Origin of the sequence: Paenibacillus sp. FSL R10-2782, from assembly GCF_038592985.1 — a bacterium.
In the GTDB taxonomy this organism is placed as follows: domain Bacteria; phylum Bacillota; class Bacilli; order Paenibacillales; family Paenibacillaceae; genus Paenibacillus; species Paenibacillus terrae_C.
This window is the reverse complement of sequence record NZ_CP151951.1, coordinates 4,462,935-4,483,665: the sequence shown is the minus strand read 5'-3', so window position 1 is coordinate 4,483,665 and position 20,731 is coordinate 4,462,935. Positions and strand designations below refer to the sequence as shown.

Here is a 20,731-nt window from a genome sequence, read left to right as displayed (position 1 = left end):
GGGGGAAGGGGTTAAAACAGGTCGCCCATCGCCTTCATAATTTCCATGCCCAGGATAACCATGTACATTAGCATGAAGCAGATAAGCATATAAAAGGAATATTTTCGGATTTTGCCGGGACGTTTCATGGCGATGAGCTTCAGCCGTTGAATTTCCATGAGCTTAAAATCGTGAGCCAACATCTCAAAGTACACAACTCCTTGATCACCGCGCATGACTGCCAGAAGCCCGCGCACGACATCCGAGAGCATGGTGCTGCCAATACGCGCTTCCAGCCGCAAGAGTGCCGTCTCTTGATTGCCGCTTTTCATATCTGCTACCGTCATCCAGAGTTCACTTTGCAGGCTACCACCCGCATGTCTGGTGTAAACCTCTAATATACGCAGGACATCCCGTGTTGCTTTTAATTCCTGGGCAACGGTAGCGACAAAACGAGGTAATTCAATTTCGATGTGCTCCCGTTTTTTTCGAACAATTTCATCGGCGCTTCGGGATTCTTTAAAGAAGATAGCAATAGCGAGGAAGACAAACAAGGGAAATACAAGCGGCAGTAGAGGCAGTAGTAGCAATCCGCTACCGAAAATAAGCGTGGCTTTAACAATGGCTCCCGCCAGATAAGCTTCTGGTGTCGTTTGGATACCTGCTGAGCGTAGAGTTGCGACTGTCTTTCGTTTATAGTAGTCGCTAAGTGCCAACTTCCCAGCCAGCCATGCGGACAAACGAAAGAGAAGCGCTTGAATAGCTGAATCTTTCTGTTTACCGATCTTCGCCACCTTGAGGATGGCGCGTGTAGAGGCAAGTGTAGGCAGCTTGAGCCAAGCGGCCAAAAGAAAATAAGCTCCCACTGTCATAAACAAGTCGAAGCTAACCAACCATCCTATCATTTATGTTCTCATCTCCTTTATCGCTCCCATTCTTCATCGGAATGCTCATCTCCAATTTGTTGTTCTAACTCATCCACAGCATACATAACAGATGCTTCACGGGCTGCTGTTGTAATGATTTCATAGGAAGCCGCTCTTTCTGCTGCACGGGGCATTTGTCCCAATTCAGCCAAGGATGCAAAATTCGTGCCACCAATGATGATATGATCTAACACGTTAATACGGAGCGGGTCAAAAATGGCAAGCATCCGCTCTGTCAGCAACATATCTTCTGGAGAAGGCGTTGGAATGCCGCTTGGATGATTGTGAGCTAAGATGATGGAGGAGCAATCACAGTTTAAAGCGGCTTTTAATACGCTGCGTGGATGTACGAGTGCCTCGGATACGCCTCCCTCCGAAATGATGCGTGTCTCAATGACTTGATTTTTAATATCGAGGAAAGCAGCCATGAATTGCTCCCGATCCTTAATACCGCTTAAGTAGGCAGAAAAATACCGGTGTGCTGATTCAGGAGTGGATATTTTCTGTTTTGCATTTTCTTCTTCCCATTGCAGAACACGATGAGAGCGAAGAAAGGCATTGAGTTGTTCCACCTTTAAAAGCTGTTTTGTCGTTAACTCTAACGCATAGGGATGCTCAACCGCATTGAGTAAACTGTTTCGAGCGCCATATTGTTGTAATTTGCGGAGGGGAATGCCAGTCAGTTTATGAAGGGATTTTACGTAGTCAGCAATCATTAACTCATCGAGTGGCGGTGTAGCCATTAAGTATCCCTTCCTTCTTCCGTTGCCTGCAATACTTGTTTTACCGCCTGCAATTTCTCCAGTAATTCAGCGGACAAACCCCAACTCTCTAAGCACTCCCAAAATGTAATGGTTCCGTTTTGTGACAGTAGCGTTGCGATTTGCTCCTGTTCTTTGGGAGTAACCTCCAGCAATGCACTCAACAAGTTAGCTGTTTCGGATGTAGACATTGAATCTCTCCTCTACCGTTTGTATTCAAGAGGCTTAGTTAAACGAATGACAGATGCAAAAGAGATAAATAATGTTCCGCCACATAACGCCAAAATGATCTGGCCCGGTGTGCTGGTAGTCAAGGTAATAAACCAATCCCGATTTAAAAAGTACAGTAATGGGATATTGCCAAGCATGAGCAACGCCATGGTGATAAATTCTTTTAATGGTTCATAAAGCAAGTAATCCAGTTCGGCTGAAACGACACGCATATCCGATAGCTTGGCAACGATTGGCATCAGCGTTGTTTTCAAGGTGCGATCCTCCTGGCAGGCAATCAGGGCATCACACCATTCCTGAAATACACTATCATGGATTCTACCCTTGAGCTGCTCAAAGGCAAGGCGAAGATTCGCATGAATCAGCTTGGATTCGGCCAGAAACGCTTGAAATACATCGGACACAGGGGGATTCAAGTACAGTACGTTTTCCTCTACTGCAGCTAATATATTTTCACTTCGTAAATAAGAGGTTGTGATGATGGAGAGTGCGGTTTCTAGTTCACTGTGTAGTCGCTTTTTATAGAACGTTGAAGTAAACAGCACTATCCAGAAAGGAATGAGGGCAAAGCCTGCTGCCAGTACAGGTATCAGCCACATATTGCGTAACAGAAAGGCTAAAACTGCACCGATGATCGATAGCCCAAGAGAACTGACAGTGAGAAGTCCGAGCTTGCCAGATTGTCCGGTTTGCCTAAGAATCGCTTTGGCTTCCGATATGGTGGCACGCCAGCCTTTGAGTTTTTTTGGACGTTGAACAGCATGAATAAGCTTGCTGATAGAGTGCTTACGGGGCTGGGCATGAGTCAGCAGATGAGTAAGCTCTTGAAGCAAAGTTCGTGGAGTCAGGTGGAGCAGAAAGAGAAAGCCAGTGGAAAGACCGAAAAAAGCCAAGAGCAGCAGGAGAGTCATCCGTTATCACCTCCGATTAACGTGGCAAGTCGAGATAGAGGCAATCCGTTTTCAAGCAGCCGTTTTTGCAGACCAGGCGAAATATCGTTTACTTTTTCATAGCCACCTTCAATGACGGTTTTTCCAGCAAGCTCTTTTGTAGCGTGAACAGCATACCGATAAAGCGTTACGACCTCGCGTGTTCCATTTGGCAAAATGCAGCACTCCGTCACTTCCATAATGCGCCGCGAGTTGTCCTCCAGCTTTTTGACAAACAGTACCAAGGGAAAGGCTTCGGTAACGAGATTGTACAGTGTGGCATCGTTCATTTCATACTTTTGCGTACAAAGCGTCACCATCCGGTAATAAGTGGAGAGGCACGAATTGGCGTGGGTGGTTGTAATGACTGTATGTCCGGTACGAGCAGCTTCCTGGGCAGCAAAGGCTTCGGCTGATTTCATTTCACCTACGCATATGACATCAGGGTTAGCGGTTAGAGCGAATTCAAGCAGTTTTTCTTGGTCAATATGCTGACGGGGATCTTCGCTGGAGCGGGTAACTGTATGCACAACATTGTTCAGTACATGGCCCGACTCATCAGCGACGACCAGATCAAATTCCCGCGCACCCTGCTCAATCGTAAATATCCGTTTGTCATAGGGGATGGTGGACAGCAGCCAGCTCATGAGTGTGGTCTTTCCGCTGCCTGTCGCTCCGGTCACGCACATGGACAATCCATAGCGCAAGCAAAGGCTTAGAAAATCGAGCATATCAGCCGTTGCCGTTCCGCTCTTGATGAAGTCTTCTCGTGCCAGCTTTTGCGGATTAATAATTCGAATGGAAGCAGCAATACCTTTTTCCTTATCTGTAACAGGGGGGCCAAACACGGTAATGCGGATGTTATTCGCCAAGTGGCCGCGCACGATAGGCTGCGAGTAATCGAGAATCATCCCTGACTGATGCAGCAGCCGGCGAATGACATCGACCGCATGATCTGGCGAGGTGAACTGTTCATCGGCTGGCAGGATACGTCCGTCAGTATAGCTGATCTTTACATCGTTGTAGCCATTAATATTGATTTCCTCAACGTCTCTGGAAAATAAATAGCGGGTCAGAAAGGAATACTCGACCATTTCGGCATAGAGCCGATCAACCAGTTCGTCAAAGGAAAGTCCCGGTACATGGAGCCGATTGTCCGTCAAATATTGACTCATATACGAAATTAACTGCTGCTTTTGTTCCTCTGGCTTGCGGCTCATCAGTGTGGAATATTTACCTGAAAGATAGCTTTGTACGTCTTGCAGGACATCGGCGAATGCCTTGGATTCGGTAGCTGAGAAAAAGAGAGAGGCATTGTTCATTGCTTATCACCTCGGTGTTTTGGCCATAACTGCTGTAATAGGTGTGCAATTCGGGGGAAGGAATGGGAAGAAATCTTTCTCTCGCTGGATGCTGAGACGGGATGCTCCCCATGGTGGCACTGCTCCAGAATAAGCTTTAGGGCTTTGGAATATGCAGTGGCCTCTTTGCCAGAACAGTCCTCCAGCAATCGCGCATTCGCTGCTTGTTGTTCCAAGTCTGGCACATGAGGGAGCATCACCTGAATACCACCGAACACCTGACTATACTCTCGGCTGCCCTGCCCTAGCTTCACATTAGACATGACCGAAAGTGTGGAGGCACGGCGGAATCTGGCATCAGTTACGAGCGGCAGATAGGAAGCGTAAAACATCAGGCTTTTCAAGTCACAGCTATGCAGACGAATGACATGATCTGCAAGCTCCAGTGCAACGGTGGAAAGCAGGTCAACTGAGAGGAAACTGCTGCAATCGACCAATACGACATCCGCCAAATGACGAGCCAACGTTAACAGGTCTACAGCGCGTTCTCGATTGTAGCTGGCATACGTAAAGGTATTGTCGCCCTTTTTGTAGCCGAGGAAGGCAATGTGTGGCGACACATCCAGTGGCAGTGCATAACGCAATAAATCTTCTTGCGTTAAAGAAGCCAGACTAAGCAATTCTCCAAGCGAATGATGCTTAGCAGCTCCTTGTGGAGCAATTGTAGATACGGATGGGCAGAGCGCGTCGCAGCAGAGGACAAGCACATTTTGCTTCTGCGCGGCGAAGGCTTGCGCCAACTTGACCGTTGTGACCGTTTTGCCGCTGTTTGGGCTACCCCAGACGGCTATCAAGGATTTATTGCTCATGAGCATCCTCCTCTTTCTGTGTCGTCTTGGAATCAAAGTAGGCATCCTGTTGATCGGTAAATGCCTTTGCAGTGTTGGCATCTCCGCGATAGACGAGCGCTGCATGGAGCTTGCTCTTATTCTCCAGATCAGCTAAAAGCTTGGCCTGTTCAGGCGTAACCAGCATAGTTAGTGTTGAAGGCAGCGCCTGTTCGTCCTGCTCTTGGTCAGATTGGTTATTTTGTTGTGCATCATGTCCGCTACTTGTTGTTGCAGCCAAAACCTCCACATATTGCAACTCCGGCAGAAGAGTTGTAGTGCGAAGTTCACCGTAATCTGAAGCGATGATCGTCACGATATCGCCAGGCTGGAGTTTACCGGACAGCCCGGCAGCGAGGCTTTTGATAGTGACGGAAATGGCCTGTTTATTTCCGTCCAAGCGGCTAAGGTATGCATCTAGCGGAGTGTTGGATAATTTGGAAGGCAGTAAATAATCGTTCCTTTTTAGGTCAACAGCAGCGTACTGACCAATAACGGCTTCAGATGAAGTTAATACTTCTTGGGGTAAATGATACGCTCCTACCTGAACAGACTCGATTTGATCGGCGGTAATAACCGCGCCTTTCGGAACGTCTTTAGCGAGACGGACGATAGCAATCTGCTCGCTGCTTGTCCGGTTTAAAAGAGGGGCAATGCCCAAGGTGAGGATAAGAGAAAACACAATACAAACGATGCCCACGATCGTGCGATTTCGGAACCATGATTTCAATAGAAAAACCTCCTTAATTCTAGGGTTGAAATACATTAATTAATGCGAAAGGACATAGGCTACGATTCCGCCCACAGCAAGATAAGGAGCCAAGGGTAGTGCGGTTTGACTGGTTGGAGAGACGCTGTGATGGAAGGAAAGGGCTAATGCAAACAGCAGTACCAGTGTTAGACCCAATATGCTTTGCAGCGTACCGTAGAAGGGGCCAAGTACAACACCACAGGCGGCCATCAGCTTGATGTCACCGCCACCGATTTTGCCACCAGAAAAGATTGCCCCTAATAAATAGGGCAAGCCTGTGATGAACAGACCAATTAGGGCAGTAAGCGGAGAATGATGAAGTAATCCCACGCCAGCGATTGCCAGTGACAGGCTGTTTGGGATCTGACGTGTCCGGAGATCGCATACACTTGCAAACAAAAGCAGCAGGATGAAACTTAGCGTTTCGATGGTTACGATGCTCATAAAGGAAACTCATCCCATTCCGGTAAAGCGCGATAAGGATAATACTTCTGGCTTTTTTTGAACTTCACCATAAAGCGTAGTTGATCCAGCACTGACAGGTTATGCCGATCTTTCGTTGTCATCATGACGGAGACTGCAACGCCGCTTAAAAAGGTGACGACAGCGAAAGGAACGCTGCCTTTGGCTAGCCAGATCAGTAAGGCGAGAGCAACCGCCAGCATGGAACCGATGGCACTTTGCCACAATTGCTGTTTGCCAAAGCCAGGGAACCATTCCGCTTCCGGCTTGACGCCCATTGGGATATATAAGGTTTGCGGCTCCTGATTCATGCAAGTGAGGACTCCCTTCAAAAGAAGAAAATGGAAAAAATGAAAAGCCTGCATGACGAAATCTCCGCAGGCTTGCTATAATAGAACTCATAGAATGAATCAAATACGAAAAATAAGAAAATCAAGAAATGGAGGAAACAATCGTGGCTGAATCTTGGAATAAATCTTACACACTCATGCACAAAAATCTACCTGTGGCTGAGATTGAGCTGGATGAAGCGACAGTCTCCATTTCAGCGATTGGACAAGTATACAGTGAAAAGCATGTACCCGTGGGTATACCTGTCAAGAAGGGGAAAATAGACCGCGCGGCGCTCAATGAATGGTGGAGAGGCCGTGCAATTCCGGCCAGCCGGGACGGAATTAAAGAAGCGTTGCTTGAATTGAACTTGTCTGCGACACAAAAACTGTTAGATAAAAGCTACGGACTCAGCTTGTCCGATCAATATTGGATTGCTCCCTCTGCATCACATTTGGAATGGAGCACCATTAACTTTTTTGACAATCCCTTTTCAGAGGACGTAGGGAATGTATTGTTTGGGCAAGGCTCATCGGATGCCATGAGTCTGATGTCCCCAGACAATACCTCAGATGGCTGGCTGAAAAAGAAATGGGCCGTTATGGACGGCAAGCGCTGTCTGGTGAAAGGCGGAAGTGGTGCTACTCAGCAGGAGCCGTACAATGAAGTGATTGCCAGCAAAATCATGGAGCGGCTGGGTATACCTCATGTTCCGTACACATTGATGGAGCAGGAAGATTACCCGTACAGTGTGTGTGAAAACTTCATTACCCCGCGGACGGAATTGATTACCGCTTGGTATGTGATGCACACCCAGCAAAAGCCGAATCATGTATCGGTGTATCAGCATTACGTGAACTGCTGTGAGGCGCTGGGCATTCTCGACATTGTGAAATCACTTGACCAAATGATTGTAGTGGACTACTTGATTGCGAATGAAGACCGGCATCAGAACAATTTCGGTGTAATCCGCCATGCGGAGACATTGGAATGGATCGGACCCGCGCCGATATACGATAGTGGCTCGTCGCTCTGGTTTTCCAAGCCGCTCGGTTTGATTCGTGCAGACGGCAAGCTCACTTGTAAGCCGTTCAAGCCGGATCACAATGAACAGATCAAGCTGGTGACTTCTTTTGAATGGCTGGATTTGTCTTTGCTAGATGGGATTGAAGATGAGGTGCGGAAAGTTTTCCGCGATTCGCTCTTTGTGGACGAAGCCCGTATTCATGCGATTTGTCAGGCTCTGCGTGGACGCATTGCACGTTTACAGGAAATCATTCATACTCTTGCGCCGCAAGCGCGGGAAGATGACCACAGCACCGATGTAAAAGAGAACATTGCCTACAGTGGCTTACAAGAAGAAGAAGACGAGTGGGAAAGATAGATATACGGGTTGAAGCGTACAATTGACCAGTGATCATAACGTCTCTACGAAGATAAACATTGTGGAGGCGTTTTTGTGTTGTGGCACAAATCCGATAAGTGTTACTAGCGATAGTAAATCAGGATCAGCTCCTTCACTTGCCAAATGCTTTCCGCAAGGATATAAAAAATAACGACATTGCGAGCGCGCTTTTTGTATTTACTGGATTCATCGTCTGCACCAGACAAACGAATCATGGTGTAAATGAAGCGGAAGGCACAGCCTGCCCGAATGAGGAGAACAACAGCTTGGGCCAATTCCTCTAGGGTAACCATGTTAGCCCGCCTTGCTCAGCTTGCGGGCCATGCCGATCAGCTTAACGCTGTGATAGATGTTGTTCACCACACCGCCGCCACCGCCTGTTGTAATGAGGAAGTCGGATAGGAATCGTGGCGTGCGAATGGCAAGCATCATACAAGCCATGCCCCAAAACACATGGCTTTGCAGCATTAGTCCAACACCTAGCTTAGCTAAAGCGATTTGAATGACGACAGCCAACATGGATTGGGTGAATTTTTGAGCATAGGCGCGGAATACGCCCTTATCGTTGTCCAATAGTCCCGCGCAGGCTAAGGGAATACCAACTCGCAGAATGAACATCTCTAGCCCCCGCATCAAAAACTGGAAATAGAGAATAAAGAAACAGACAATGAAAATCAGACCAAACACTGCCGTAACCAACCCGGCTGATTCCAGCGCTTCGACCCATAATTGCCAATCGTAATTGGTAGATTGCCCGATTGCACCAAGCAGGCGATTGGTTAAGTCTTCTACCATGCTGCCAAGCCAAGTGTATATCGTTGGAAAACAGACGGCTACCGCCATTGCACGAAAGAAATTGGTAAGCAGAAACAAGGGTTCCTCGTCCGGATCGCCATCCGTCCACAGGACATAGATTTCAAATCCCTTTTTTAGAAATTTGAGAATCATCAGTGCTACACCAAAGGAAAATACAATATCGTATAGGTTTTCGAGCAGATTCGCTCCCGTGGTCAAGGTCATGTATCGTTCAGCATAAAGCGAAATCGGAATAATGTCTTTCAAGAGCGTATCGATGTATATCAAGGAACCATTCAGTAGGGCGATGATAAGTAACAATATAATTTTCTCCAAATGATGAGCCTCCTTTTTGCAAGAAGCGCCGTGGGCCGCTTCTTGCCGAAGGTAGTTGGGGATTAGCGCTTGTAATTGAACATATCTATAATCCGCTGATTTAAAGTAGGAAGAATTGTTGTGCTAAACAGAACGTACAGTCCCCCCAGTATCAATGCACCAATAACGACACCAATCAGGATTTTCACAGCCGTGTCAATGAAACCTTCGCCGCGGCGATTGCGAAGCGCTGATTTTGTCATGACCATCGTATACATGCTCTTTTCCTTCACTGCCTTCATCCATTTTTTCATTTTTCATAACCTCCAAGTTAAATTTGAATGAAAAAGAGCCTGCCGTATAAGGCAAGCTCGATTTACTTGTAGTAACCGATGAGAATGTTTAGAGTGGCAGAGCCGAGAACAGCACCGATACAAGAGACGACAGCAACAATGATTCGGTTATTCCACTTCTTGGTATCCATTTCATCTGCAGCAGAGCGGCGAATACAGAAATAAATAATGAGCAAACCCGATACGATAGGCGCTAGAATCATCAGCCAGGTAGTAACGTCACCAATCAGCTTTTCAGTTCCGGTGACGAGTTTACTTCCTTTGATGTCACCTGATGCAAAAGCAGGAGGAGCGCTTAGTAACAGCCACAAGGCAGCGTAAGCATTAACGATGTGCTGCCGAAAATATCTCTTGCCGCCCATTAATCGTCGAAGGAGGGCGGCATTCCCCCAGCGGAAGCGGCCGCTTGTTGGCGTTGCTCGGCTAGTTGTCTTGTAATATCCTTTTGGTAATAAATCCAGATGTTCCACAGTTTCACCTCCTCTCTCGTATCCGTCAGGATAGGTCGTCGTTGTTCCCGTTCTTCCCGAACCTTGCGATTATGCTCTTTGTCTCCAAGACCCATCATCTGGTTGAATGCCCACTGACTCAGATCAGGTGAGAACATCATGGCGGGATGGGAGCGGGAAAGTACAATCTGATAAGGACGAGATACGCGGCGTACCTCATCAACTGTCAACAACTTGCGCTCCAGCAAATTGAGTGAGTGGGAGGTGCTTGGCGTGGAGTATTTGCCGTGGGAAACGGAAATTTGATAGCTGGAGGTCGTATATGTCCCCAGCTTTTCGCTGATTTCTCGCAGCGTCTCCAGATCGTCAGCCTGCAGATAAATCCAGGTCTGACAGTTGCTCTTGATGGTGCTGGCTGCATGGTCGTCGTATTTTTCCTTGAGCTGCTCGAAACTCTGCAAAAATAGATTGAAGCGCATTCCACGCCCGCCACCAACAGTGAGCTTGTTGGTGAAGTCGGCAATCGGCGTGAAGTTCCCGAATTCATCCAGAATGAAGTTAACCCGCCGTTCCAATCTCCCGCCACGCTCGTCAGCTTGGGTGGTCAACAGCTCATAAAGCTGAGACACCATTAGCGATGCAACGGGATAGAAGGTCGTTTTTTCATCGGGCAAAATAATAAAGAGCGCCTGTTTCTCACGACCAAGGTCAGCCAGAGAAAAGTCGCTTTTATGGGTAATGGCATAAATGGATTTAGAGGTGAACAGCCGAAGGGTGGTAAGCGCCGAAGTATAAAAACTACCTTTGGTACGGGAAGGGGCAATGTCAGAAATACTGAGCAAAGCGCGTGCTGGATGTTGTTGAGGCAGGCGTTTGATATACTCTTGCATTGGCGTTTTGTTGCCAATTTGCCTATTCATTTCCGCAAGAAACCAGTATACATTGGTCAGGTTTTGATATTCGGGTCGTTTGATATTGTCCCACACGACACTGAGGATGGAAGCCGCAATGACTGACATTTCGCCGTTTGTCCATATCTTCTCGCCTTGCGCTTTACCTACCAATACCTGTGTCATATCCCAAGCGAGCATTTCCGCTTGTTCTTGATCGCCAGCAAGTGTTGCGTCAATGACAGGCTGCAACAGGTTATAATGGTGGCTTTTTTCAGGATGCCGAAAATCCAGTGTCCATACGGTATAACCCAGCTTTTCCAAGAGAACATGACTATAGTGGTAAAGCTCGGCTTTCGGGTCACTGATGACCATAGACTCTCCAGCCAACCCTAGCAGACCAATGGATTGCAGTACGACTGTTCGCGACTTGCCGCTACGGGTTGCACCTATACAGAGAGAATGTACATCATCACCAATATAATAGAGGCGCTCCAGGTTACGTTCTTGTCGCTGGCCAAGAACAATTCCGCCTGAAGAAACAGAAGGAGGAGATATGAGGAGCTTGTCCATTTTACTCGGTGGATGCTGTTTCGGAATTCCTTTCGGGTGATTCAACTTCATCGACAGACTCCTTTTCTTCAATTGGATGTAAAAACGATAGATCGTCATAGCCAGTGTCGATCAAGTGACGTATGAATGGATGCTGAAGGTCAACAGTGTGACTTTCAAACAAGAGAGGCATTTCCTCCTCACGCATCCAGCGTGCCGAACCGTGCTGATGCTGTCCGACTGGAACAGGCGTTTCAATTCCCGGCGCAACTTGCTTCAGCTTGCTTTGATAAGGCTGGCTGTTCGCAAGAAAAAACAGGACTGAAAGCACCATCACGATACCCTGAAAGCAGAGGAATAGTAGCAGATGGGCTTTGGTGTGAAGCAGACTGTTGAGGCTATAGCTTAATGAAGGAAAAGCCAATGTTTGTGTGGTTCCAGACAAAAGCTTGTGCAAGGCTGTAGTGAAAAACAAATTGAAGATGGCACCAAAAGCAAAGAACAGTAGCGAAAGCCATAGCTTGGGTTTGAGTGTCACCACTCCATCCCCTCGCTAGGTTCAAAAAATGCTTCGGCGGATTCCCTGGCCTGTAGGACAGGGGAGTGGTTCGATTGAACATAGGTTGATGAAAGATGTATATCTGTATCCAACTGAAATGGCTCATGTTTAGCAGCATGATCGAGTTGTACTTGTAAAAAGAGCGACTTGGGGGCCGGGCAGTCATGGATATGTCCCCATTCCTCCGAATGCAGGTTATGCATCCCGACATATTGGGGGTAATCCTCGCAGAGTGTGTGAAGCAGACTATCTTCATTAATGATCTGAGCAAGAACGCCAGGATGAGAAGCCGACAGTTCATAAACTGGGATGGAACAGTCATTAATCGGGAAGAAGAAGTAGTCGCCCTGACCAGAAGCGTGGTGGAGGGCCATATCCGACAATACTTGATTCCCGGCAGTCTGATGTACAGCAAGTTGCTGGACGCCATGCCGTTCTGTTAGGTAAATGCCATTGTCCCAGCGTTGACAGGAGTTTAACTCTTTACCTGCTGCGTCTCGTGGGGGTTCAAATTCGCCAAAGTATTCGGGGGCAAAATAGCGCCCTTCCTGAGCCAGTTTATCTGGATTGGCTATGACTTCACTAAGCTCCGGGTGGTTGATTGCACCTTGCTGAGCTAACTCATAGGTGGGAACAATGCTTTTGACATCATCAAAATAGATGTGGTCGCCCTGTTGCTGGCCCAACATCAACGCTTCCTCACTGAGCTTTTCCTTAGCGAAATTGGCGTCCACTACCAGCCCCTGATTGTGTTCAGCTTGCAGGGCGTAAATATTCAGCCCAATTTCAACGCAAGTCAAGATGGTTCCCCATATAGAGGTCTGCGGTTGTGTCATGAGAATCCCTTCTTTCTACAATGAATGCGAATGAGACTTAGCGTGACAGTTCGGCAGCACCCAGCACATCAGGATTACCGTCAAGGTCATGAGAAAATTCGGTATCATAATTGAGATGAATGTCCCTTTCTTTCAGTGCAGGCAACAAATCTTCCAGACGATCAATCAGGATCTGAACCTGTTCGAATTGCTCTATCGTTTTGTCATTGGGGGTAATGAGAAATTTGACCATCTCATCGTGGATGAGTACCAGTTCGGATTCGCTGAACAGTTTGCGGGCATCGACTAGACCGCTGCGGGCGGCGAAGTTTTCCATAGCTTCATCTTTGTTGTAAAAATACTGCCGTTGTACGGGCACTTGGTTGTCCGGGGCCAGACGATAGGTGGAAAAGACATACTCAAATAGTGGGTGATGTTTGCAGGCCAGTATAACATCGCCATGTTCACATAGCTTATATACGCCATTTGCGATTTTTTCGGTCTTGTCGTGATAGGGCTTCTCCGTGCAGATTCCTAATTGGAATGCTGTTTTTCTAGCTAAGTCATGGATACTGCTCATCAGCCTGTCCGAGACCGTAACAAACGGATTCTTCTCAATGCTGTCCATGCGGGTAAAGAAAGCAATGAGCTGGTCGTTTTGATAAAGATCAGCTAAGTAGTCGGCAGATGTGGAGCGGTGAACTTCAATACCTTGAGCGGTTAGCGCTGCAAAGAAGGCTTTGTAAAATTCTTGTTTGCTTTTCATAGCGTGTCACTCCTATAAGTCAGTAGGAGGAGGTGTTTTTTCTCCTGTTTCTTCACGATGGTTTGCATTCTGATTCAATGAGTTTGAGGGAACGGAAGTTTTCGATTGGGGCTGTTTTTTGGGGCTACGATGAGGGTGATGCGGAGGTTGCTTCATCATCTGCTCAAAGGATTGCAGCCGACCATTTGTAAATAACATGGTATCTATCCTTTCGATTTGTGAATATTTGTCCACAGAGTAATGAGTGTTATGCACAAGTTATCCAAGATATTGTCCACAAAAAAACACGATTTTCTCAGCGTGTAGTATTGTTTATTGTTCCAATCCTTGATCCTTATGCCGTAACAGCCATTCTTTTTTCGCTTGTTTTGATAAATCGCCTCCGATCACTTTTAATTTTTCATCCAAATCCAATTGAGCGGTCATCGTTAAACCTTCCATTAAATGAAGCAGCTCTAGTAAAAGCTGCTCTGCCATCGCCGTCTGCCGCTCAGATTGATAAAGGTGGAAATCAACGTCTTTTTCTAATTTGATGATCGTCCGAATAGTGGAGAGGATGCGATTGGCAATACGCTTTTCAGCTTCTGCCTGATACTGGATTCGCTGTTTCTCTAGTTGCTCTGGATCGGACGTATACAGCCTGCTTAATTCCAATTTGGCCTGTACGTATTCTTCTGTCATTTGAGATAAATAAGGGTTGGCCTCAAGTAAATCCTGAACCAGCTCGTCCACTTGTTTTTTTGTATCCGGTGGCAGCAGCTTGTAAGCGAGTCGGCCTGTTTTCGGCATGTAGTTACGTAAAGCCATGAGACGTGAGGCAAGCAGTGTAATCGTTTGTTTATCCATTAGGTGATGTTTAGGGAGACGAAGCAATGAATCCTCATCCTCGTCTTCAAACCGTTGCTGAAATTCTCGAAATGCTCTGGGGCTTAGTGATTTCATATGGGATTCAAACTGTTCAATAACTTGATCCGTGATCTCCGTTATGCCTGACTTAGCCAGATCACGTTGTTCGCAAAATGCTTTGATTTTATAAGCAAACGTATCTTTGATAAGCTGTTTGCGGATTCGGTTTGGAATCTCTGGATGAGTAAAGTTTTTCATGATCGCCTGATTTTTGTCCCAAAAGACAACATGTAAATGGGGATGATCTTTCTCATTGTGGAAGGCAGCAGCCCAACATAGATTTTCAATTCGGATTCCGTTGTGAGCGGCGAGAGTGGCCATGTGCTGCTCTGCATACTGTTGCCAAGTTGCAAAGTCATTCAAGCCCAATTCCATCGCTGTTTCTATACGAAAGGAAATAACGCCTCGATACATGTTCTTTCCTTCTCGTGAAAATTCTCTGGCGATTCGAGCGACTTCTTGCCAGGATTGATAGGTTTGTAAATTACCTGGCTGCATCTTGCCAAAAAGTCCATGAGGCAAGTTCTCATGTCGGACTGCACCGGGGCGTGTAGCAATGTATCCGATATGGACATAGTTGCTGACGGGAGTTTTGTGGTGGTTGGGATGAAAGAAGCGCTGTTTATAAATCAGGACTGACAGTGGTATCACCTCCGCGCAATCGTTCAATATTTTGCTCGAAAGCATCGCCAGAAAGAAACAGTTTTTCAGCATCGCTCAGTTTCATCTTGGTATACTCCACAGCAAGCTGTCTGGCCTTCTTTTCAATTTCACGAAAGGTGGTATAACGGTTGGTGTCGATGAGATCCGTGATGATGGCGATGGTTGAATAGTACGCCGCGGCAGACATGATGAGGTCTTTGCTGGCGAGTCCGGCCAGCCGATTGCTAAGCCCGCCGATGGCTATGTTGATCTCTTGACGGATGATGGTGGTGAGGAAGTCAATCTCCTGTGTGTAGGACTCAATAGACATGCCTTTCTGCACAAAGGCTCGTACTACATCCGCCATGGTAAGGTGTTTGGAGACCGCATATTTTTTTAATGCTTCATACTGTTTCTTGGGTAGTTTGACGGTAATTTGCACGGTCTTTTCAGGTTGAGCCAAGGGCCTCACCTCGCTTTAATCAATCTATGAGCGACATTCGGTTATCGGGTAGAAACATCCAAAAATGTCGGTGGAAGCTCTGCTTCCACGCGGTTTCTTGCGCCAAATGACATTTGGCTATTCCTGCCTTTACGCCACTCCCAAGAGTCCAAAGGGCGGGCCTCTTGGAGAGTGGGAAATCTGAAAAGATATCCAATGAGAAAAAGAATAAGTATACATATTGATTTCCTCCATACCTGCTTGTGATATTTAAAAGGAAAACAGATGTTTCAGGATACAAATTTTGGAGTCTTTTGGAAGGTATTTTGTCTTAGGATGTCGAATGTTTCCTACTATTAGAGTTGAGTAGCTTTGATGTTAATAGTAAAGAACATATTGATTTTAAGGGGATTATTTTACTATGGATAAGTTAGAACAAATCATTGAGCATTATATTGATAACCAAGAAGAAAAAAACGCTGAAAATGTAGCTTTTCTACAAGAGAATGTAGTAGGTAAGTCTAGCGATGAGATTGCTACTTTGCTTTCAAATGTTATACCGGAAGAGACGGGGGGGATTGTTGCAATTTCGGGGTTTTATTATCAATTCTTAGTTGCGATTGAGTACATAATCGAAATGCTAAAGGACAAGTGGGATTACATTTTTATAGAGCATCTCGATGACATTGTAGTTGGAAAAGGTAAGATGGTAAGATTCGTCCAAGTGAAGAGCAGTGAAAAAGTTAAAATGAAAGCAACTGATAGTCCCGCATCGGGGTTATATCTTCGATCACCTATAGCAGGGGGGACAGAAAGAAAAAATAACAGTTGGATTGATAAATTGGTATCTAAGGCGGAACTACTTCAGCAAATGAATGGGTATATCACGCAGTTTCAGTTGTATTCGAGTTATCATTTTATAAAAACTGGTAATTATGATTTTGATGTGTATACAGGGAATTCTAATTACAATATGGACATTGCGGACAATGATGATTTGCTTTTAAAGCTCAGTGATCCCGTGTGTGACAAAAATGGAGAACGCTATGATTATGAAGTCAAATGTGGAGAAAAACCAAAAGAGCTTTTGAAGAGATTCTATTTACATACTGGTATAGGGCTGCAAGATTTAGAGGTATTTGAGAATCATTTATGTATGAAGCTCAGTGAGTGGCTATTCAGTGATGTTGGAGACAGGGTCAGGGTTCATCCCAATGATTTAAATACCTTAATTGGTCATTTATGCACGAGGTGTATATATAGAGATAATGCCGAAAGATTGCTTATTACAAGAGATAAATTAGAGGAAATACTAGCTGAGATAAGAACAAGATGCCTAGATTCGGTTGAACAGACTACCGAAAAACATGGAAATATATCTATTATTTCTAAAATTATTGATTCTATTGTCAGTGAAAATGAGACCGGTGTTCATGCACCTGTATTTAAAGATAAACTTTATACCTATCGCGAATATCTAAGACAGTGGGTTGATAACGGGGGGAATATTCGGTCACTGATTGAGAGATATGTGGACGGTACTATCCGAAGCTCGGCCTATGCCAACTTAAAAGATTTAAACAGAGAGCAAAAACTATATGATTTTTTTAATATTGTTTTTATCATGATGATTGTCAAAAATTCATTTTTGGAGTTCACCGATTCGAATAGCTTATTAACTAAGAAATGCACGGTTTCTAACCTGTTATTCTCATTTTTAAGTTTGGAATTGAGAAGTAATTTAGAATCAGGCTTACAGAAACTTGAATCAATCATACAACAATCTGACACGAATGATCATCTTTACCTGTTGGATAAGTCACTAAGAGTTGTGTTTCAAAATTATACAGACAGGGGATTTAGGGAAACCGTCCGACATGAGGTTAAAAACATTCCGGAGATTAAATTAAAAGGATTTGAAGATGAGCAACCACTTAACAAAGTAACATATATGGTTGAAGTCATTCCAGGAAAAGAGATTTTAGGTGATTTTTCCGAAGTTTTGGTTTTAGATGAACAACATTCTTTTCGAGATAAGATGCAAGAAATTTGGAATCAGTATTGTAACGAGGTGAACTGATGGATATTTTTAATACAACTCATAACAGATTACTTGAAAATGGTTTTGAAGTACACGATATAGAAGAAATCAGGAAATTAGGTGCTTCATTTTATAAGTCTTCTATAAATAACGTAGTGTTAAAAAAACTTCATTATAACGAAGAGAGCGATTTGATAAAATCATTTTCAATGAAGATAAGATCTATTTTGATGGAGGGTAATGAAAATATTTGGAATACGTATTTACTATTCTGCATAGGTAACGAAATTGATTCTGAAACAAATTACAGAATTGAACGTGACACTAAGGCATTACGAAAATATGCTATATGCAGTGATTTAGACTTAAATAGAATCCCCTTTCTTGACAAGTTTAGAGAGATAAGTAAGCCGATTAAAAACGATGTGACTTCAGAGGAGGAAAGTGAATACCTACAAGAAATTATTAGTTTTCTCCAAGAAAGTGATGGCAACCAGAATAAATTAAATGGCAACCAAGTGGATGAGCTAACGAAAAAAATAATAAAAATGGTGGAGCTGCGCTATGAGAATAGACAAAATAACTCTTGAAAATTTTAGAAATTACTATGGGGAAATTTCATTTGATTTAACGAGAAAAATAACTATTCTTCATGGGGATAATGGATTTGGAAAAAGCTCTTTTTTTGATGCCATTGAATGGTGCTTTACAAGTAAGATTTCTCACTTGAAGGGCACGGATGCAGAAATTAAAAGGGACATTTTTAATAAACGTTGTAAACTCAAAGAAAGTCAAGTTGTATCGGTTTCTATTGAATTTGAAGGAAACACATTAACTCGTTGGTTCAATGTTACTGGAAACGTTGCTGGAAATAATTACGGTAATACACAGGTTACTTTGACTAGTAGTGATGGAACTCCTTACAACGGGCAAGTAGGAGTAGAGACATTCTTGAAACAAGGGATTTTGGATCAGACAATTTTTGATCGTGGTAGTTATGGCAAACTTATTAAACAGACATTTATATTGTCTCAAAGCCAAGTTACAGATTTTGTGACCTCTGGTGATCCTTCTGATCGTTTTAGGGCACTGGCAGATATTATGGGATTTAGGGCTTTACTAAATGAGTCTGATAACATGAGGAAAATACATACTTCTTTGATTAAGCAGTCTGAGGCTATAAGTAATCAAATTACCTTGCAAGGGAATTCAATTAAGAGCAAAGAGGAAGTGAAGAAACAGGTTGATATTTTTGATTTTAATCAAAAATTATTCGAAATAGGTATTGCTCATATTGATAGTAGTTTAGATACTCAAATTACTCAAACTAGGGAGCAGGCATCAACTGATAAGATTAACGCCGAAAAATTTTTAAGTCTATACGAGGAACTAAATTTAGGGCATTTCAAAAATGCTAGAATAATTGTAAACCAGATTTCTGAGAAAGAATCCATTAATGAAAAGCTAAAGACCCAAGGAGACAATATAAAAGAATTCTTGAAAAAAATAAACCAAAGAACAAATTCCCTAATAAAAGAAAGGGATAATATTCAGAGATACAATCAAACACGGATTGCTATTCAAGAAAAGGAGCAAGAATTAGCCTCATATAATATGGATTCTATTGACTTAAATAAAGTTCGAGAGAATCTTAATATTTTGAGAAAGAGAGCTTCTTCTATAGAATTTGCGCTGTCTTTCCAGTCAACAATAGTACTAAATTTAGAACAACAAAAAAAATTACCTACTGAACGGGAACTCTTAAGAAAAAGAGAAGCTACTCTTAGAAAAAGAAAAGAAAAGTTATTCAATCTGACAGAGAAACTATCTTTAGTCATACAAGCAAACAAGGATAATTTACTTCTTCAACTTATTGCAAACATAACAGATATCAAACATTATGTTATTGCAAATAAGCTGGAAAAATGTCCGGTATGCTCTTCTAGTCCTGAAGAAAACCTTGAGTCATGCATTGATCATAATATTCTTTCATACACTACAAAGTTGGAGGAGGATACTACTTACGTTAGCAAAGCCATTTTATTAAAAAATAAGATTTTTAACAAGTTAACTAAAACGGACGAGCAAATCAACGAAACGAACAATAATATTACTAAAATGAATTTAGAATTGGATCGTTTGCAAGAAGAATACAATACCTACAGAAATAACGATTTGTTTTCTGAAGAACTGAGTAAGGCTGAAATTCCTGGTTTAAACGAGGAGTTAAGCAAGGTAAGAGAAGGAATTATTTTGCGGCAAAAAATTATTGAATTAATAATCTCACTTGAAAAACTAAAAGATGAACTGAAGGATCTTGGAAGCGAAGCTTCTTCAAAGAGAATAAAAACAGAAAACGAAGTAGGACAGTCAATTGAACGCATGGAGAGAGCAAGTGGCAGAGTAGGAAAGTACTTGAATAAAATAGAGAGCAACATTAAACAACAAATTTCTGAAATTCAGGATAAGCAAATCATATTAAAGCGTCTGCAGATATTTCTAGAGCCGGAACATTATGATATTCCGTTTCAGTCGTTAATTTCAAAAAGTAAAGATTCCATATTAAATAATGAGCGAAAGATCAGTCGACTATCAGATATAAGTCAAGTGCAATATACCATTAAACAAAATCAAGAAATTCAAAACCAAATTCAAGAAGTCGAAAAAACTATTGAGAAGCTTAATAACAAAAGAATTGAAATTGATAAAATTGCGGATTCTCTGAATGATTATATCATGCAATTATTTGATTTCTTTGATTCAGACACAAAAGATTATTTGAATGACAACAATTCGCCTATACAAAAATATTATAGATACCTAAATCCACTTCCATCTAACAATCCGCTTCAGTTTGATGGGGCAGATGAAAAATTGTCTATTAAAGTTATTTTTGAGGATAGTATTGAAGAAAGTAATGCTGAGAATATACTGAGTTCTGGACAACTAAACGTCTTGGCACTCTCTATTTTTTTAGCGATCAATGAGGCTCAAAATATCAATGCACTTGACTTTATTGCAATCGATGACCCAATTCAAAATATGGATGATGTAAATCAGTATTCAATTTGTGATGTTTTAGGTCAAATTGATAAGCAAATAATATTTTCTACTCATGATCTAGACTTTGTAAAATTATTTTTGAAAAAGAACGAACATAAAAAGGATGATATTCAAGTTTTTAGTTTTACAAGCCCTTTTCTTACTCAAAACAAAATACAACAGATTCTTTATGAATAAATTT

Annotated in this window: 23 protein-coding genes; 4 read left to right on the top strand and 19 right to left on the bottom strand. The window is 43.4% G+C overall.

Features of this window, described 5'->3' with window-relative positions; translation table 11 throughout:
* Positions 1-11: 11 nt before the first annotated feature.
* From NST83_RS20450 to NST83_RS20410, 9 genes are read right to left on the bottom strand one after another with little or no spacing between them, the layout of a single operon-like run.
* On the bottom strand, positions 12-884 hold the full coding sequence (locus NST83_RS20450; RefSeq protein WP_342415476.1) for a secretion protein F: 873 nt from the start codon (positions 882-884) through the stop codon (positions 12-14).
* A 17-nt stretch (positions 885-901) separates the two neighbouring features.
* Positions 902-1,648, bottom strand: coding sequence for a JAB domain-containing protein (locus NST83_RS20445; RefSeq protein WP_342415475.1), 747 nt, complete (start codon positions 1,646-1,648; stop codon positions 902-904).
* Positions 1,648-1,857 carry a hypothetical protein gene (locus tag NST83_RS20440; RefSeq protein ID WP_342415474.1) on the bottom strand — a complete coding sequence of 70 codons (210 nt, stop codon included), beginning with the start codon at positions 1,855-1,857 and terminating at the stop codon, positions 1,648-1,650. Before NST83_RS20440 ends, NST83_RS20445 begins: the two co-directional genes overlap by 1 nt.
* A gap of 12 nt (positions 1,858-1,869) precedes the next feature.
* Positions 1,870-2,808 (bottom strand): hypothetical protein, encoded by a 939-nt coding sequence (locus NST83_RS20435; protein WP_342415473.1) that lies wholly within the window; start codon positions 2,806-2,808, stop codon positions 1,870-1,872.
* Positions 2,805-4,148 carry an ATPase, T2SS/T4P/T4SS family gene (locus NST83_RS20430; protein WP_342415472.1) on the bottom strand — a complete coding sequence of 448 codons (1,344 nt, stop codon included), beginning with the start codon at positions 4,146-4,148 and terminating at the stop codon, positions 2,805-2,807. The genes NST83_RS20435 and NST83_RS20430 overlap by 4 nt, the downstream gene beginning before the upstream one ends.
* Complete coding sequence (locus NST83_RS20425) at positions 4,145-4,996, bottom strand: hypothetical protein (protein WP_342415471.1); 852 nt, start codon at positions 4,994-4,996, stop codon at positions 4,145-4,147. Before NST83_RS20425 ends, NST83_RS20430 begins: the two co-directional genes overlap by 4 nt.
* On the bottom strand, positions 4,986-5,744 hold the full coding sequence (cpaB, locus tag NST83_RS20420) for a Flp pilus assembly protein CpaB (RefSeq protein WP_342415470.1): 759 nt from the start codon (positions 5,742-5,744) through the stop codon (positions 4,986-4,988). The genes NST83_RS20425 and cpaB overlap by 11 nt, the downstream gene beginning before the upstream one ends.
* 39 nt (positions 5,745-5,783) lie before the next feature.
* Complete coding sequence (locus tag NST83_RS20415) at positions 5,784-6,209, bottom strand: prepilin peptidase (protein ID WP_342415469.1); 426 nt, start codon at positions 6,207-6,209, stop codon at positions 5,784-5,786.
* The gene (locus tag NST83_RS20410; protein ID WP_342415468.1) at positions 6,206-6,538 is read right to left on the bottom strand and encodes a hypothetical protein; all 333 of its coding nucleotides are present in this window, start codon (positions 6,536-6,538) and stop codon (positions 6,206-6,208) included. Before NST83_RS20410 ends, NST83_RS20415 begins: the two co-directional genes overlap by 4 nt.
* 143 nt (positions 6,539-6,681) lie before the next feature.
* On the opposite strand from NST83_RS20410, the gene NST83_RS20405 reads away from it, so the two are divergent.
* Positions 6,682-7,941 (top strand): HipA domain-containing protein, encoded by a 1,260-nt coding sequence (locus NST83_RS20405; protein ID WP_342415467.1) that lies wholly within the window; start codon positions 6,682-6,684, stop codon positions 7,939-7,941.
* Between the two features lie 104 nt (positions 7,942-8,045).
* On the opposite strand, the gene NST83_RS20400 is transcribed toward NST83_RS20405, so the two are convergent.
* From NST83_RS20400 to NST83_RS20355, 10 genes are all read right to left on the bottom strand, one after another.
* Positions 8,046-8,255, bottom strand: a complete 210-nt coding sequence (locus tag NST83_RS20400) for a mercury transporter (protein WP_342415466.1) — start codon at positions 8,253-8,255, stop codon at positions 8,046-8,048.
* Position 8,256: 1 nt separating this feature from the next.
* Positions 8,257-9,093: a conjugal transfer protein TrbL family protein gene (locus NST83_RS20395; RefSeq protein WP_342415465.1), complete on the bottom strand. Its 837-nt coding sequence runs from the start codon at positions 9,091-9,093 to the stop codon at positions 8,257-8,259.
* 62 nt (positions 9,094-9,155) lie between these two features.
* Entirely contained in the window at positions 9,156-9,386 is a 231-nt protein-coding gene (locus tag NST83_RS20390; RefSeq protein WP_342415464.1) for a DUF6133 family protein, read from the bottom strand.
* 62 nt (positions 9,387-9,448) lie between these two features.
* Entirely contained in the window at positions 9,449-9,787 is a 339-nt protein-coding gene (locus NST83_RS20385) for an MMCAP2_0565 family pilin-like conjugal transfer protein (RefSeq protein ID WP_342415463.1), read from the bottom strand.
* Complete coding sequence (locus NST83_RS20380) at positions 9,787-11,388, bottom strand: type IV secretory system conjugative DNA transfer family protein (RefSeq protein WP_342415462.1); 1,602 nt, start codon at positions 11,386-11,388, stop codon at positions 9,787-9,789. The genes NST83_RS20385 and NST83_RS20380 overlap by 1 nt, the downstream gene beginning before the upstream one ends.
* Positions 11,339-11,854, bottom strand: coding sequence for a hypothetical protein (locus NST83_RS20375; protein WP_342415461.1), 516 nt, complete (start codon positions 11,852-11,854; stop codon positions 11,339-11,341). The genes NST83_RS20380 and NST83_RS20375 overlap by 50 nt, the downstream gene beginning before the upstream one ends.
* Positions 11,851-12,711, bottom strand: a complete 861-nt coding sequence (locus tag NST83_RS20370) for a hypothetical protein (RefSeq protein WP_342415460.1) — start codon at positions 12,709-12,711, stop codon at positions 11,851-11,853. The genes NST83_RS20375 and NST83_RS20370 overlap by 4 nt, the downstream gene beginning before the upstream one ends.
* 37 nt (positions 12,712-12,748) lie before the next feature.
* Positions 12,749-13,456 carry a hypothetical protein gene (locus tag NST83_RS20365; protein ID WP_342415459.1) on the bottom strand — a complete coding sequence of 236 codons (708 nt, stop codon included), beginning with the start codon at positions 13,454-13,456 and terminating at the stop codon, positions 12,749-12,751.
* Positions 13,457-13,768: 312 nt separating this feature from the next.
* Positions 13,769-15,049 carry a MobP3 family relaxase gene (gene mobP3 / locus NST83_RS20360; protein ID WP_342418011.1) on the bottom strand — a complete coding sequence of 427 codons (1,281 nt, stop codon included), beginning with the start codon at positions 15,047-15,049 and terminating at the stop codon, positions 13,769-13,771.
* Positions 14,985-15,467, bottom strand: coding sequence for a hypothetical protein (locus NST83_RS20355; protein WP_342415458.1), 483 nt, complete (start codon positions 15,465-15,467; stop codon positions 14,985-14,987). The genes mobP3 and NST83_RS20355 overlap by 65 nt, the downstream gene beginning before the upstream one ends.
* A 400-nt stretch (positions 15,468-15,867) precedes the next feature.
* On the opposite strand from NST83_RS20355, the gene NST83_RS20350 reads away from it, so the two are divergent.
* The 3 genes from NST83_RS20350 to NST83_RS20340 are packed head-to-tail and all read left to right on the top strand — an operon-like array spanning position 15,868 to position 20,727.
* Complete coding sequence (locus tag NST83_RS20350; protein WP_342415457.1) at positions 15,868-17,526, top strand: dsDNA nuclease domain-containing protein; 1,659 nt, start codon at positions 15,868-15,870, stop codon at positions 17,524-17,526.
* Positions 17,526-18,077, top strand: a complete 552-nt coding sequence (locus NST83_RS20345) for an ABC-three component system middle component 1 (protein WP_342415456.1) — start codon at positions 17,526-17,528, stop codon at positions 18,075-18,077. Before NST83_RS20350 ends, NST83_RS20345 begins: the two co-directional genes overlap by 1 nt.
* Positions 18,052-20,727 carry an SMC family ATPase gene (locus tag NST83_RS20340; protein WP_342415455.1) on the top strand — a complete coding sequence of 892 codons (2,676 nt, stop codon included), beginning with the start codon at positions 18,052-18,054 and terminating at the stop codon, positions 20,725-20,727. Before NST83_RS20345 ends, NST83_RS20340 begins: the two co-directional genes overlap by 26 nt.
* Positions 20,728-20,731: the final 4 nt, after the last annotated feature.